At 37.8% G+C, this 14,194-nt stretch carries 20 protein-coding genes; 7 read left to right on the top strand and 13 right to left on the bottom strand.

Annotated features, from left to right (window positions below; genetic code table 11):
* Positions 1-644 precede the first annotated feature (644 nt).
* Positions 645-1,595 carry a heme o synthase gene (gene cyoE, locus AB9L17_RS16260; protein ID WP_068983560.1) on the top strand — a complete coding sequence of 317 codons (951 nt, stop codon included), beginning with the start codon at positions 645-647 and terminating at the stop codon, positions 1,593-1,595.
* Between the two features lie 29 nt (positions 1,596-1,624).
* On the opposite strand, the gene AB9L17_RS16255 is transcribed toward cyoE, so the two are convergent.
* Positions 1,625-2,359 (bottom strand): metallophosphoesterase, encoded by a 735-nt coding sequence (locus tag AB9L17_RS16255; RefSeq protein ID WP_068983559.1) that lies wholly within the window; start codon positions 2,357-2,359, stop codon positions 1,625-1,627.
* Positions 2,360-2,570: 211 nt separating this feature from the next.
* On the opposite strand from AB9L17_RS16255, the gene AB9L17_RS16250 reads away from it, so the two are divergent.
* Positions 2,571-2,795, top strand: coding sequence for a hypothetical protein (locus AB9L17_RS16250; protein WP_375199466.1), 225 nt, complete (start codon positions 2,571-2,573; stop codon positions 2,793-2,795).
* Positions 2,796-3,101: 306 nt separating this feature from the next.
* On the opposite strand, the gene AB9L17_RS16245 is transcribed toward AB9L17_RS16250, so the two are convergent.
* The 7 genes from AB9L17_RS16245 to AB9L17_RS16215 form a co-directional block, all read right to left on the bottom strand.
* Positions 3,102-3,302 (bottom strand): hypothetical protein, encoded by a 201-nt coding sequence (locus AB9L17_RS16245; RefSeq protein ID WP_375199465.1) that lies wholly within the window; start codon positions 3,300-3,302, stop codon positions 3,102-3,104.
* On the bottom strand, positions 3,287-3,487 hold the full coding sequence (locus tag AB9L17_RS16240; protein WP_375199464.1) for a hypothetical protein: 201 nt from the start codon (positions 3,485-3,487) through the stop codon (positions 3,287-3,289). The genes AB9L17_RS16245 and AB9L17_RS16240 overlap by 16 nt, the downstream gene beginning before the upstream one ends.
* Complete coding sequence (locus AB9L17_RS16235; protein ID WP_263297625.1) at positions 3,472-3,603, bottom strand: hypothetical protein; 132 nt, start codon at positions 3,601-3,603, stop codon at positions 3,472-3,474. The genes AB9L17_RS16240 and AB9L17_RS16235 overlap by 16 nt, the downstream gene beginning before the upstream one ends.
* Positions 3,604-3,644: 41 nt before the next feature.
* Positions 3,645-4,094, bottom strand: coding sequence for a helix-turn-helix transcriptional regulator (locus AB9L17_RS16230; protein ID WP_068983558.1), 450 nt, complete (start codon positions 4,092-4,094; stop codon positions 3,645-3,647).
* 205 nt (positions 4,095-4,299) lie between these two features.
* Positions 4,300-4,704 (bottom strand): hypothetical protein, encoded by a 405-nt coding sequence (locus tag AB9L17_RS16225; RefSeq protein WP_375199463.1) that lies wholly within the window; start codon positions 4,702-4,704, stop codon positions 4,300-4,302.
* 155 nt (positions 4,705-4,859) lie between these two features.
* A complete protein-coding gene (locus tag AB9L17_RS16220; RefSeq protein WP_068983556.1) occupies positions 4,860-6,188 on the bottom strand; it encodes a hemolysin family protein in 1,329 nt (442 codons plus the stop codon).
* Between the two features lie 32 nt (positions 6,189-6,220).
* Positions 6,221-6,604: a MerR family transcriptional regulator gene (locus AB9L17_RS16215; protein ID WP_068983555.1), complete on the bottom strand. Its 384-nt coding sequence runs from the start codon at positions 6,602-6,604 to the stop codon at positions 6,221-6,223.
* Between the two features lie 278 nt (positions 6,605-6,882).
* On the opposite strand from AB9L17_RS16215, the gene AB9L17_RS16210 reads away from it, so the two are divergent.
* Positions 6,883-7,467, top strand: coding sequence for a YdcF family protein (locus AB9L17_RS16210; RefSeq protein ID WP_068983554.1), 585 nt, complete (start codon positions 6,883-6,885; stop codon positions 7,465-7,467).
* 416 nt (positions 7,468-7,883) lie between these two features.
* Positions 7,884-8,033, top strand: coding sequence for a hypothetical protein (locus AB9L17_RS16205; protein ID WP_375199462.1), 150 nt, complete (start codon positions 7,884-7,886; stop codon positions 8,031-8,033).
* Between the two features lie 60 nt (positions 8,034-8,093).
* On the opposite strand, the gene AB9L17_RS16200 is transcribed toward AB9L17_RS16205, so the two are convergent.
* On the bottom strand, positions 8,094-8,579 hold the full coding sequence (locus AB9L17_RS16200; RefSeq protein WP_375200806.1) for a hypothetical protein: 486 nt from the start codon (positions 8,577-8,579) through the stop codon (positions 8,094-8,096).
* A 192-nt stretch (positions 8,580-8,771) separates the two neighbouring features.
* Between AB9L17_RS16200 and AB9L17_RS16195 the strand changes: the two genes are divergently transcribed.
* Entirely contained in the window at positions 8,772-8,903 is a 132-nt protein-coding gene (locus AB9L17_RS16195; RefSeq protein ID WP_263297627.1) for a hypothetical protein, read from the top strand.
* A gap of 55 nt (positions 8,904-8,958) precedes the next feature.
* Here AB9L17_RS16195 and AB9L17_RS16190 read toward each other — a convergent pair whose 3' ends face one another.
* From AB9L17_RS16190 to AB9L17_RS16175, 4 genes are all read right to left on the bottom strand, one after another.
* Positions 8,959-9,531: a 5' nucleotidase, NT5C type gene (locus AB9L17_RS16190; RefSeq protein WP_068983552.1), complete on the bottom strand. Its 573-nt coding sequence runs from the start codon at positions 9,529-9,531 to the stop codon at positions 8,959-8,961.
* 12 nt (positions 9,532-9,543) lie between these two features.
* Positions 9,544-10,659: a flavodoxin-dependent (E)-4-hydroxy-3-methylbut-2-enyl-diphosphate synthase gene (gene ispG / locus AB9L17_RS16185; protein WP_068983551.1), complete on the bottom strand. Its 1,116-nt coding sequence runs from the start codon at positions 10,657-10,659 to the stop codon at positions 9,544-9,546.
* 95 nt (positions 10,660-10,754) lie between these two features.
* On the bottom strand, positions 10,755-11,099 hold the full coding sequence (locus tag AB9L17_RS16180) for a hypothetical protein (protein ID WP_068983550.1): 345 nt from the start codon (positions 11,097-11,099) through the stop codon (positions 10,755-10,757).
* A 52-nt stretch (positions 11,100-11,151) separates the two neighbouring features.
* Positions 11,152-11,670 carry a DUF1189 family protein gene (locus tag AB9L17_RS16175; protein ID WP_068983549.1) on the bottom strand — a complete coding sequence of 173 codons (519 nt, stop codon included), beginning with the start codon at positions 11,668-11,670 and terminating at the stop codon, positions 11,152-11,154.
* Between the two features lie 194 nt (positions 11,671-11,864).
* Between AB9L17_RS16175 and AB9L17_RS16170 the strand changes: the two genes are divergently transcribed.
* Both AB9L17_RS16170 and AB9L17_RS16165 read left to right on the top strand, forming a co-directional pair.
* Positions 11,865-13,496 (top strand): Na/Pi cotransporter family protein, encoded by a 1,632-nt coding sequence (locus AB9L17_RS16170; RefSeq protein WP_068983548.1) that lies wholly within the window; start codon positions 11,865-11,867, stop codon positions 13,494-13,496.
* Between the two features lie 67 nt (positions 13,497-13,563).
* Positions 13,564-14,043, top strand: coding sequence for a DUF456 domain-containing protein (locus tag AB9L17_RS16165; protein ID WP_375199461.1), 480 nt, complete (start codon positions 13,564-13,566; stop codon positions 14,041-14,043).
* Positions 14,044-14,194 lie beyond the last annotated feature (151 nt).

The following is a 14,194-nucleotide window of genomic DNA, read 5'->3' as shown; positions in this document are numbered from 1 at the left end:
ATTAGGTTCAAATTCACGTCAGTCGGTGGTATCATAGAAGATGTTGTGAATGGGACGTGTATCTTTATTTTCATTCAGTAGAAGACCAATTGGTGAGATGAATGCAATTGTACCTCCCATGCAGTGGGTCTTCAAACGAAAGTGGTAAATACACCAAAGCGTAATTGATTTTTATACATCAGAAAAGAAAATCATGTACTTTATGTGAACATAGAGACAGACTCTATCTAAAAGAGGTAAAATTAAAATTTGATACGTTTAACTTCTTTCAGCGGGTGTTCAAACACCCACTGAAATAGAGGAACTCAGTCTAAGAACGCCACGTCCTGTGGCAACGACTGAGTGACCAACATCACGTTGGCCCAAAGCCTCCGGCGGATGTCACGGAATCGGAAAGGAGTTCTTAAAGGATGTTAGCCTAAAATCATCGCATCCATGCGATAACGGCTAACTGACCTGCATCGGTAAAAACGCCACGTCCTGTGGCATTACCGAAATGACCGACATCGTGTCGGCCCTCGTGCAGGCCTAAGCACAAAGCCGATCCCGGACGCAATTATGCCGAGGCATAATTGATTGGAAATTTTGTCGCTTTCGATCGAGTAAAGCGTGTAGAAATTTTGAGAGAAAAGGAATTAAGATGAATGGAACAAAATCTAAAAACGGAGCATAAGCTACAATCTTCTAAGAAATCATCAGGGAAGTCCTCACGCTCTACTATTTTAGCGCAGACAGTTAAAACAGGAATCATTAAATCAAATTTAATTCCTATGTGGGCTGGTTTAACGTTAGGTATTTACAAAAATAAAATGACATTTGTAGAGAATATACCTGAAATTATTTTTGCTACGATTGGTTCTGCACTTGTTATTGGGGCTGCTGGAGCATTTAATAATGTATACGACCGTGACATTGACGCTATTATGCCTCGTACGCAAAGTCGACCAACTGTAACAGGTGAAATGTCAGCGAAATCTACGTTGATATTAGCTTTTGCCATGCTCATTACCGGGGTAGCTTTGCTAGGACTTGCTTCACCATTAGCTGCGGCATTCGGTCTCTTAGGGGTGTTTTTATATGTAGTACCCTATACAATGTGGACAAAACGACGCACAATTTATAACACGGAAATTGGGAGTATCGGAGGGGCAATTCCACCTTTAATTGGTTGGGCTACTGTTTCTAATGATATTACACATCCTGCGATACTTGGTCTATTTTTCGTGATGGTCATTTGGCAGATGCCCCATTTTTATGCCATTGCTATTCGTAAGCATGCTGACTATGAAGCGGCTAAAGTTCCTATGCTGCCAGTTGTAAAAGGGATGCGCCGTACTTATTATCAAACGAACTTTTATTTAATATTATTGATTTTTTCAAGCTTCTTATTTGGCACTTTAAGTGTTGGTATTATGCTTGTTGCACTTTTACTAAGCATCGCATGGCTTGTAATGAGTATTTATGGCTATCGTAGTAATAAAGATCAAACGAAGTGGGCAACCAAAATGTTTGTTTTCTCACTTATCCATATGACAATTTTATTTTCAACGGTTATTGTTTACTCTGTAGTAGGTGTTATTTTTAAATTGTATTAAAGCTTCATTCAGCACGAAAAGCCAACAGGTTATTCTACACTTGTTGGCTTTTTCCTTTCCACTGAGATTATTTGACGACTTGGCCATTCTATAGCGTGTAACTGACCTCCAAAAACAGCCCCACCATCTATTCCAATGATATTATTTTCACCAAAAAAGACACTGTGCTCTGTTGGATTTTGGTGAAGTTTGTAGGTAGGTGTATGGCCAAAGATTACAGCTTTTTCTCCTTGATAACCAGCATGGAAATTTTCACGAATCCATAAAAATTGCATCGGATCTGTCTCTGTCATAGCTACTCCAGGAACAACACCACCATGTACAAAAATGACATCCTCTAATTCGATATAAATATCAAAGGTTTCAATAAGCTGTAAATGTTCTTCGAGCTTTGGTAAGGTCTGGATAAAGCTAGGTAATGTATCGTTTTCAATGGCTTCCTTAAAATCGTCTAACTGATAACCATAGCTTGCAAGAGTTGCATGACCACCGCAAAGTTTCACCCAATGATTCCAAGATTTGGGGTGCCCGGAGCGACAAGCTTTTAACATAAGGGCTTCATGATTTCCTAGTAGAACACGTGCACCTTTTGTTTGCAATTCACCCACTAAGTTTAAAACGCCACTAGATGAAGGCCCGCGATCAATATAATCGCCAAGTAAAAATAGCTGATCTTGCATAGTATCATACTTAGCTTTTAATAATAATTCTTCAAAAAGGTCCAATTCTCCATGTATATCACTAATTGCTAGTATTCGATCCATAAAGCGCATCCTCTCCAGTATTAAAGCAATTACTATTAAGTATCAAGAATAGTTTTGCATAATTCAACTGCTCTAACATTACACCAAAAGATTGATTGTAAAGTTATCACTCCATACCACTAGTATCTATTTATACTTTATCATATGAAGAGGTGATTTCATTTTCATATTCATTTGTCTATAGTGTTCGCTAGATCATACGAAGATTTATTTGCTACAGCAAATTCAACGAGGCTATGAAAAATATAATGACGCCATTGCAAATACATCTATTGGTGTGATAGTAATAGATGCTAAACTAATTTTTTTTTGGCTAAAATCTGTTCTTGATTTAAAAAGTAGGTATGATATGAAAGTACATAGAGCGAAGTATGAGCGACGAGGAGGCTTCGACCACGCTGAGTCTTCCGTAACTGAATGGTGGAGGGGATTGTAGTACTACTCGCACTTAACGTAGAAACATTGTGCTTTTACGTTAAACGCGAACAAAATTTAACTTCTTTCAGCAAATGGCTTTTGTAGCGAAAGCAAAGCGTCAGTTACAGAAGTCACCCGCTTCTATAGATGGTGAGATGAATGCGGTATTAAGTAACTTTTCAGCGGGTGTCCAAACATCCACTGAAAGAAGTTAAAGCCTCTGGCGGATGTAACGGTATCGTAAAGGAGTTCACAAAGGATGTTAACCTAAAATCATCGCATTCATGCGAAAACGGCTAACTGACCTGCATCGGTGCCGCTGCCGCTACGCTTTAGCACAAAAAACATCTGTTGCTGCCGCTGCGTTAGCACTACGCTTTCGCACAAAAAACATTTGTTGCTGCCGCTGCGTTAGCACTACGCTTTCGCACAAAAAAACATCTGTTGCTGCCGCTGCGTTAGCACTACGCTTTCGCACAAAAAACATTTGTTGCTGCCGCTGCGTTAGCACTACACTTTCGCACAAAAAACATCTGTTGCTGCCGCTGCGTTAGCACTACGCTTTCGCACAAAAAACATCTGTTGCTGCCGCTGCGTTAGCACTACGCTTTCGCACAAAAAAACATCTGTTGCTGCCGCTGCGTTAGCACTACGCTTTCGCACAAAAAACATCTGTTGCTGCCGCTGCGTTAGCACTACGCTTTCGCACAAAAAACATCTGTTGCTGCCGCTGCGTTAGCACTACGCTTTCGCACAAAAAACATTTGTTGCTGCCGCTGCGTTAGCACTACGCTTTCGCACAAAAAAACATCTGCAGGCCTAAGCATAAAGCCGATTCCGGATGCAATTATGCCGAGGCATAATTGATTTATACTGTAATCTTTTCCCATTCTTGCTCGGCCAATGATTCATCAAATGTTGATAGTAGTCGATAGTTGTTTGTATCTAGAATTCGAAAATGCTGACTAATGGCGTTTTGTTGTAAGCGATAACCATTGTATTCTCTAAGATTTTTCCACCATATGTATCCACCCATCGTTTTTTCTTTAGGTTGTAATGTTCCATTATTAGCGATTAAGTCAACAATTTCAAGTGGATCACCACCGAGCTCATGCTGTAAAATTGAGCTTTCTCGGCATAATGCGCAAACCGCAACAGTTGTAGTCCAGGCAGTCTGAATACGACCTTTTTCAATTTGAACAAGTGTTTTTTTAGAAAGTCCTAGTAAATCACTCATCTGATCCTGCGTTAAATCTTTTTCAGTACGGATTAATTTCAGTTTTTCTGAAATAAGTGTGATTAATTGTTCACGATTCATCCAAACACCCTTCCTTTCAGATAGTTAAGTACCATTATACATGAAAGTGGTAAACTGTGTTTTCTGTTTCGCTAGTAATTGTGGTTAAATCGTGGGAAATGAGGGGGCGAGGATATTTTTTGATGAATGGCGAGTGTGTCGATGCATTTTGTAACGTAAAAAACAGACTGTCCAAAAATAGAATGTTGGACAGTCTGTTAAATGCTTACATCTCGTATTTTTTCGTATCAGAAATAACGCGGAAATGGATACCTTTAATTTGATCGCTTATTTTATGACGTAGTGTATCAATATCTACTAGCTCACTATTATCATTGACACATTCTGCGATTTCTTGCATTAGCCTCGTAAATGCCTCTTTGAAAAGTGAACGCATATTATCAAAATCCAAGCTACGGAAGTTGCCGTCAATATCAAATGCCTCCACTGAGTTTAATTGCTTTGAAGCACCAGCAAAGCGATCATCGTATACTGTATAGTTTTCGTCTGTCACAACGATAATATATAATACCTCACCTGTGATCGTTTTTAATTCAATGTTCGTTTTGTGTTTTTTGACGTCGGTAATGATATGAATACCGTCCGTATGATATAGCTTAAATAATTTCATTATGTGATGCCCCCTGAAAATAGAATCATATTCATGTTTCTATTATATACGTATATACCTAATAATGGAATAAGACGAAAGTATCTAGAAAAACTAGTATAGACCTATTGGGTGATGCTGGTAAAGTTAAATGTATGAAAAATGTACCGGTTGTCTTATGCTTCTGTTACAGCAGATATAATTTTACGAAGGGGACGAACCTCGATAAAATGAATCTGATGGCCATGCTGCTCAAAGATACTAAATACATATGGAGCTAATTCGATATTTCGAGTTGCTTTAATGCCATTATTCAATGTTAAAAACCAACCGCCCAATGTTTCAACTTCTTCTGCTTCAAGTGTTACATTTAATAGATTTTCAACATCCTCAATGAGCATTTTTGCATTTAAAATATAGTGATTGTCACTTACTTTTCGGATTTCTGCAATTTCATCATCGTCAAATTCATCGCGAATTTCACCAACAATTTCTTCTAAAATATCTTCGACTGTAACAAGCCCTGATGTTCCACCGTATTCATCCATTAATATGGCCATATGAATTCGCTCTTTTTGCATACGCACAAGTAGTTCTTGAATTGGAATCGTTTCAATTACTCGGATTACAGGATTAATGAAATTTTCAAGAATTAAAGAGTCATCTGTTAATTGCTCAAGCAAACCGTGTGTAAACAATTCTTTGGCATTTATAAAGCCTAAAATATTATCACGATCACCATCATAAACAGGATATCGAGTATATTTCTCATCCGCGATAAAATGAATGATCTTTGTAAAAGAATCATTTTTTTCAATTCCAACAATTTCTGTTCGAGGTACCATAATTTCACGAGCAATAAGTTGATCGAATTCAAAGACATTATTTACAAACTTTAGCTCTGTTTTATTGATTTCACCACTTTTAAAACTTTCAGATAGCAGTAAGCGCAATTCTTCCTCTGTATGGGATAACTCATGCTCAGATGCAGGCTTCATACCAAATATGCCAACTAACACTCGAGCTGAGCCGTTCAAGAACCAGATAAATGGATACATCACCTTATAGAACAACATAATAGGTTTGGCAAAAAGAAGTGTAATCTTTTCAGCCTTTTGAATGGCAGCAGTTTTGGGTGCTAACTCACCGACAACAACGTGTAAAAATGTTGCAATGGCAAAAGCGCTACCAATTGTAAAAATCGTCATATATTTATCTGAAATGCCAATCATGTCGAAAAGGGGGTGTAGCATAAATTCAAAAGTTTTTTCACCGACCATCCCGATACCAAGTGCTGTTACAGTTATACCAAGCTGACAGGCAGAAAGATACTCGTCTAAATGATTGACAACATGCTTAGCAGAAATAGCTCTTTTATTGCCCTCTGCAATCAATTGGTCAAGTCTTGAGGAACGCACTTTTACAATGGCAAATTCTGTTGCCACGAAAAAGCCAGTTAAAGCTAATAAAATAGTGAAAATCGATAAGTTAAGTATGGTCTCCAAATAGTCGTTCTGTATGAACAGAACGTCACCTCCTAATTATGAATAAGTAATAGTAAAGATTGCATAAGTGCAATGCTTTCGGGTGAAACGTTTTTTTTTATCTTTTCAATATCTTTATTGTCTTGTTTGTTCATTTTTTCAAGTAAAGAAGTTACATCATGCTCTAAATCTTGCATTTTTATACGTAATATTTGTACATCGATTTCTTCGTACGGCGTGATGTTAAGTTCATGTTGTATGTCTATGAGTGAAAGACCCTCTTGTTTGCGTTGCTCAATATAATGAAGTCGTTCAATCATTGCAGGGGCGTAGTAGCGATAATTTGATGCAGATCGTTCAGCTGCTAATAGGCCTATGTTTGTATAATAATCAATTGTTCTTTTTGTAATGCCAGTTTTTTCTGCAAGCTCGCCAATTTTTAATTTCTCTGTCCCAATGCAAACACCTCCGAACCATCACGTGATACTTTGATTATAACGTGATGCTTTTATGAATTTCAAATAATAGGGCACAATATTTCTAAATTGTAAGACTTCTTCAGGGGATGGATTTATTTACTAAAGAACTGCCACCGAGCGAGATTGTTTTAGGTGAAGATGTTATAGTTATATTTTGGACATCAACAATATAAATTGAAATTTGCTACCGAAAATTTATATAATGTCAATCGTTACAATGTAAAAAGGAGATTATTATGAAGAAGATATTCAAGCTTATCACTATATTGCTCGCGGCAGTACTTGTTTTTTTTCTTTGCTTACACTTACTTATCGTGTCTCAAGGCAAAGATACTGCGATAGAAGATGCAGATTACCTCATTATTTTAGGTACACGTTTATCGGGGGATCAACCGTCTAGTCTGCTGCTCGAGCGCATCACGACCGCAGCTACATACTTAAAAGAGAATCCAAATACAATTGCAATCGCATCTGGTGGCCAGGGGCAGGACGAAATTGTGTCTGAAGCTTCTGTAATTAAAGAATCATTAATACAATTAGGTATTGATGAACAACGAATCATCACCGAATCCAATTCTACTCGCACACTTGAAAACTTTCAGTATTCATTGGATTACATAGACAAAGATTCCACAGTCGTAGTTGTGACAAACCGATTCCATCTCTATCGAGCCGAATCCATTGCTGAAGATTTAGGACTTAACGTTACCGGCTTACCAGCTGCAACACCACCTGAATTTCGTATTAAGTACTACACCAGAGAATATTTAGCTATCGTGAAGTATTATTTAGAAAAAATACATATCCTCTCTACAGAATAACAGTCTAGAAGGGGCTGCGATAAATGGGGTTCTTTAGTTAAAAATTCGATTCACGAAATATCAAAAAAGGCAGATATATTCTACACGTTTTGTAGATTAAATCTGCCTTTTTTGGTTTATCACCAAAAGGTGTGGATGACATTTTTTAAATTATATGCCCTGTATATTAGTTGATTGAAGTGGATACTGGGCGACTCCTTAGAGATTAGCGTCACAGATGGGGCTCTGGAGCGAGCAGGCTGAGGAACGAAGGCTAAAAGCATCACGTCCTGTGATAACGCCTTCGTGACCAACATCGTGCTGCTGCCGCTACGTTAGCACTACGCTTTCGCGCAAAAAACATCTGTTGCCCCAAGCGGCTCATCGGACGCCCCCCAGGAACCTCTGCTCTGCGCGAAAGCGAAGCGTCAGCGGCAATGTTTTATCTGTGCGAAAGCGAAGCGGCAGCTACAAATGTTTTCTGTAGCGAGAGCAAAGCGGCAGCTACAAATGTTTTCTGTAGCGAGAGCAAAGCGGCAGCTACAAAGCGCTCAGTCGGAACGGAAATCAACCATACGTTATGGTGATGAGCCTTTTTTTATAGTAACAATTTTTGGGGAAACAGCCTTGTTTAAAAGCCACAGAGTTTATTTTTGTAAATATGTATCATATAAGTGGTGAAGCGCATTTTCACCAGTCATTTCTAGAATTGTTTCATCATTAAAAACAAGTGTTACATTTGTAGAAGCACTTTCAATCATATTGTCTGTTAAAGTGCATGTAACCCTTACTATACCAGTTTCCGAGAGTTGTTTTTTCATAGTATCATCCCACGTTTGCTCTGAAAATAGTGGTGCCTGCCATGTCCCCTTCACATGAAGCTCATTTTTTTTAGCGTCATAATCCCAGCGTACGTCACGTAAAATAGTTTTAAATAGGTCATTAACTGTAAAGGATGTATCTTTATAGTTAATGTCAATTGCTCGTATAGCATGTACATCGCGACTAACTGCACTAGCTGCGGAGTTTGCTGCTGAATTTATGCCAGATGCTGCATCTTTAATTTCAGAAAGCCGATCTCCACAACCAGCTAGCAACGCACAGAGACATGTTATACTAGCTACCTTTGTCATCCATTTCACAAGTAGTCCCTCCAGTTTTGCAAGTTGTTACTACTATATTAACGAAAAGAAAAATACGAAGAAAGGGCATGAAGGAGGCAGATTGTGACGGTTTTGCAACGATGCGAACTCCACTCGAATGTCAAGAAAATCGGAAGTTTAGGTATCTGAAAATTCAGTAAAATCATAAAAAAGGAGCGGTTTGTGATGAAGATTAATGATGAATTACTTGAGCGATTAGGGACTTATTTTGTATACCATAGTGTTTATGAAAACTATGGTATTACCTTTGAAAATTTTGTTGAGCGTTGGTTACGAGGAATACTTGAAGTATAAAGAGACAGGAATAAGAAGAGTCGTGTTCAGCACTTGAACACGACTCTTTACTGCATTATTTGAAATAATTAGTAATAAATTGATTGGCTTCTTGCCAGTTATAAACTCGTACGACATTGTCAGGAACAGCAAGACGGTTATACGGAGTGTCAAATAATACGACGGGTATTTTTAATTCCTCTGCAAGTATGACCGCATTATCATGCTTATCCTCAAAAAATGCCTCAACACCATGTTTTTTAGCTACGGAAACCTTATCATGGCTACCGATGAGCTCGATATGATCGTACGGAATTGACTGAGCTTTAAACCAATTTACTGTAACATCAGATACATTCTCACCACGAGCAGAGATGTAATAAAGCTCGTAGTTATCTTTCCATGCATGTAAAATATCTTTCGCATCTTTAGCCGCTTCAGATACCTCATACATATAGGGTTCATTTTCTTTAAACCATGTATTAAATGCAACACGATCAACGGGGTGAGGAAATGCTGATAAAAAATCATATTCGCACACATCGTCAAGCGTAATATTTACATTATATTGTTTATTGATATGTGGAATGAGTGTACTCGGACATGTCACTGTCCCATCAATATCAATTCCAAAGCGGGGCTTATTCATGCTAGCACCTCCTTAGGCGTTCGCTTTTTCTGCTTCTTCAGCAGCGCGTTTTTCTGCCATTTCAGCTGCTAATTTATCGATTTCCTTTTTCAGCTCTTCAACCATTGTTTCTTCAGGCACTTTACGAACTGTTTTGCCTTTCATAAATAGTAAACCTTCACCACGTGCACCTGCAATACCGATGTCTGCTTCACGTGCTTCACCAGGTCCATTTACCGCACAGCCAAGAACAGCTACTTTTAATGGTACATTAAGTGTAGAAATATATTCTTCTACTTCATTAGCAATGGTAATTAAATCAATTTCGATGCGACCACATGTTGGACATGAAATAAGCGTTGCCATATTAGAAGCAAGACCGAATGATTTTAATAGCTCACGTGCTACTTTTACTTCTTCAACAGGGTCAGCAGATAGAGAAATACGTAAAGTATTACCAATACCTTTTGAAAGGATTGCTCCAAGGCCAGCTGCTGATTTTACAGTACCAGCAAATAGTGTACCTGATTCAGTAATCCCTAAATGTAAAGGATAATTAAAGGCTTTAGCTGCTTTCTCATAGGCTTCTACCGCAAGATTTACGTCTGATGCCTTCATGGATACGATAATATCGTGGAAGTCCAAGTCTTCTAAAATTTTAATATGGTGAAGGGCAGATTCTACCATACCGTCCGCAGTAGGATAACCATATTTTTCTAGAATATGACGTTCTAATGAACCAGCGTTTACCCCGATGCGGATTGGAATACCTTTAGCCTTAGCTGCATTCACAACAGCTTCTACTTTTTCCTTACGCCCAATATTACCTGGGTTAATACGAACTTTATCGATACCATTTTCAATTGCTTTTAAAGCTAATTTATAGTCAAAGTGAATATCAGCTACTAATGGAATATTGATACGTTTTTTGATTTCTGCAATCGCATCTGCTGCACGCTCATCTGGTACTGCAACACGAACAATTTGACAACCTGCTTCTTCAAGACGAAGAATTTCTGCTACTGTTGCTTCGACATCATGTGTTTTTGTTGTACACATACTTTGAATGAATAATTCATTACTACCACCTATTGTTAAATTACCGACACGCACAGGGCGTGTATTTGTACGGTGACAAATTTCACTCATTAACTTTCTCTCCTTTTCGGGCCATACTTTCGACCGTCACTGACATTTATTTTAGCAGTGTAAGAAAATAAGGACAAGGAAGAAACGCTAACTTTTCATTTTCCACATTTGTTTTCAAATTCAAATGACAGAGGAAGCTTAATATTTTCACCAGGGACGAGTGCTTGTAATTGTAAGTGTGGATTCAATTCATAAAATAATTGTAAGCGTTCAGGAAAGGTCATGGGTACTTTTGCAGGATGTAGTGCAAATAAGCTGTGAATAGTATCGCCTGGGATAGTTTGTACGGTGATATAGTTTGGTTCTCGCTGCTTTTCACAAATAGCATTTTCTGTATCTTTCGGATAAAAGGCAGCGAGCTGTAATGATCCCTCTGTTAAATCTACTTTTATGACAAAAGCAAAAATAATGATGATGGCTGTTAACACTAATGCACGCAAAAAATCCCCTCCTTTTCTACACTATATTTAGAAGAGAGGGGAATCATGCACATTATTTTGCAATTGGTTGTTTTGGATATTTTATGAGGGCTACAATTAATAGAGTTACCGTTAAAAGTAAAGAAAAAACAGAGATAATTGTACTGTTAATTGATAAATAATCTGATAACATACTTAAAAGAACAGCCCATGTCATGGCAAATGTTGTAGTACGCCAAATATGACGGTATTCACCGCGACGCTTCATGACTTTTAAAATAAATAGACCCGCCAAAGCATAGAGAGCAATTTGTGTAAAAATAAGCATCGTTGTAAAAACAAATAGCATGATGAATGTGACGGGATACAATAACCATTTAATGTCTTCTATGTATTCAGTTATACCATTTACACTATTCATATCAAATGTATCAACAGAAATACCAGCCGTAAAACGACCAAAAGAGAAAACTGTAACAATAGTAATTAGAAGAAAGGTATATTGAATGACTTTTCCGATAGGTAATAATCGATAGGCAGCAAGTTTTTTTGGATGAATTAAGCTATCGATCAATAGTTGTGAGTGTTTCATAACATATCTCCTCCAATCGCTATTCTATCATGTTCAACTTTGACAAGATATGAAATAAGTAATAATAACTGAGAATACGCTATTGAAATGTTAACATTGTGTAAAAAAGTTAAAGGTTTTCTTTACTTTTTGTACACTATCATTTAAAGATTAGGGATAGAGTAGTATAGACGTAGGAATTGGAGCGAATACAATTGACAATAGATTGGCAAAGCATACTGTTTCAATTTTTAGGCGGTTTAGGAGTCTTTTTATTTTCCATTAAGTTTATGGGGGATGGGCTCCAAAAATCAGCAGATGATCGGCTGCGTGAGTGGTTAAATCGTTTTACAACAAATCCTTTAATGGGTGTATTAGTGGGCATTTTTGTGACGATTTGTATACAGTCGAGCTCTGCAACGACAGTGATTACGGTTGGGTTAGTGAGTGCAGGCTTTTTAACATTGCGTCAAGCAATCGGCGTCATCATGGGTGCGAATATTGGCACGACAATAACCGCATTTATTATTGGTATTGATATTGGCATTTATTTTTATCCGTTACTAGCGCTTGGTGCTGGGTTGTTATTTTTCTTTAAGAAAGCCACATACCAGCATATTGGGCAAATAGTATTTGGCTTTGGTGGATTATTTTTAGGATTAGAGCTTATGAGTGCAAGCATGCAGTCGCTTCATCAATTAGCTGACTTTGAATCATTAACGCTGCATCTAAGTAATCAGCCCATTCTAGGAATTTTTCTTGGGACAATATTCACATTGCTTGTACAAAGCTCAACAGCGACTGTCGGTGTGCTACAGGGCTTATATGCTGAGCATTTAATTGGTCTAGATAGTGCATTACCCATTTTGTTTGGAGAAAATATAGGCACAACGATTACAGCAGTTTTAGCTTCGCTCGGTGCTTCTATATATGCTAAGCGTGCAGCGATGGCACATGTACTATTTAATGTGATAGGTACTATTATTTTCATGGTGTTCTTTACACCATTTATGCACTATGTTCAGTGGGTTAGTGAGCTATTCCATTTAGAAGCGAAAATGCAAATAGCGATAGCGCATGGCTCGTTTAATGTTATTAATATGATGATTCAGCTACCATTTATTGCAGGATTGACTGCGCTTGTCACGAAGATAGTTCCTGGACATGACGGAAATATTGATGTAACAACGAAGCATTTAGATCCATCATTTATTGATTCCTCTCCAGCGATTGCACTTGGTCAAGCAAAAGAGGAAGTGTTACGAATGGGTGAGCATGCACTCCGTGGTCTAGAAGAAACATTTTTATATATGAAAACAGGTGAAGCTACACTCATACCTACAGTTTTACAGTTAGAAGTGGCGCTCAATCATTTAGACGAGGAAATCACGAATTATTTAGTAATGGTGTCTAAGCAGCCACTTTCTCGTGCAGACTCAGTAAGACATCATACACTCTTAACAAATGTTCGAGACATTGAACGTATAGGTGATCATTTTGAAAATATTTTAGAGCTTTTACAATATAAAGATCATCATGAGGTAAATTTAAGTAAGTCAGCACGACAAGATTTAATAGGTATGTTTAGTTTAGCCATTGAAGCTGTTCGTAAGAGCATAGAGGCTCTAGATACGGGAAGTTTAAGCTTGGCACAGGAAGTAACAGAGCTCGAAAGTTTGATAGATGACATGGAAGATAAACTAAGACAAAAGCATATTGCACGCTTAAATACAAATGAATGTAATGGAGCGGCAGGAATCGTCTATACGGATATCGTTAGCAATTTAGAGCGTATAGGAGATCATGCAGTTAATATAGCGGACTCCATATTAGGAATTCGACATTAAGCGAATGAAACTTTTTACTTTGTGATTTCGTATTAAAGGCAATGCACGACAAAAGGAGAGAATTTTTATGGAAGTTGTTGGCTGGATTTTAGTGATTGCCTGCTTTATCGTTTCATTTGTTGGATTAGTATACCCGATAATTCCAGGTATGTTATTTATAATCGGTGGTTTTATCGTATATGGGTTATTTTTCTCATTTGCAGAGTTAAGCTGGTGGTTCTGGGCGATTGAAATTTTGTTTGTAGTTTTATTATTTGGTGCTGATACTGTGGCAAATGCCTTTGGTATAAAAAAATTCGGTGGCTCTAATGCTGGTATGTGGGGCAGTACTATTGGTTTGTTAATTGGACCATTCGTTATTCCAGTCGCAGGGATATTAGTTGGCCCATTTTTAGGAGCGGTGATTGCAGAGTTAATCGTAGAGCGCCGTATATTGAAAGAGGCCGTGAAAAGCGGTATTGGTTCTCTAGTCGGCTTTTTAACATCAACAATAGCGAAGGCTGTCATTCAAATCGTTATGATTGTTGTGTTCTTTATCGCGATATGATTTCCACCCTTATGAAAGTTTAGTCATTTAAAAATGTGGGCAGGATAATAATCGTATTGTTTTTTCGGTCAAAAGGCTGAAATCTTCAATATGAAGTATTTTTCGTTGAATGGTTTGACCAATTTTGATAATCTAAGGATGTACTAATTAT

This window comes from Lysinibacillus sp. RS11 (genome assembly GCF_042019215.1).
Taxonomy (GTDB): Bacteria; Bacillota; Bacilli; order Bacillales_A; family Planococcaceae; genus Lysinibacillus; species Lysinibacillus xylanilyticus_A.
Note: the sequence above shows the minus strand (reverse complement) of the source record. Positions and strands in the feature narration are given on the sequence as shown.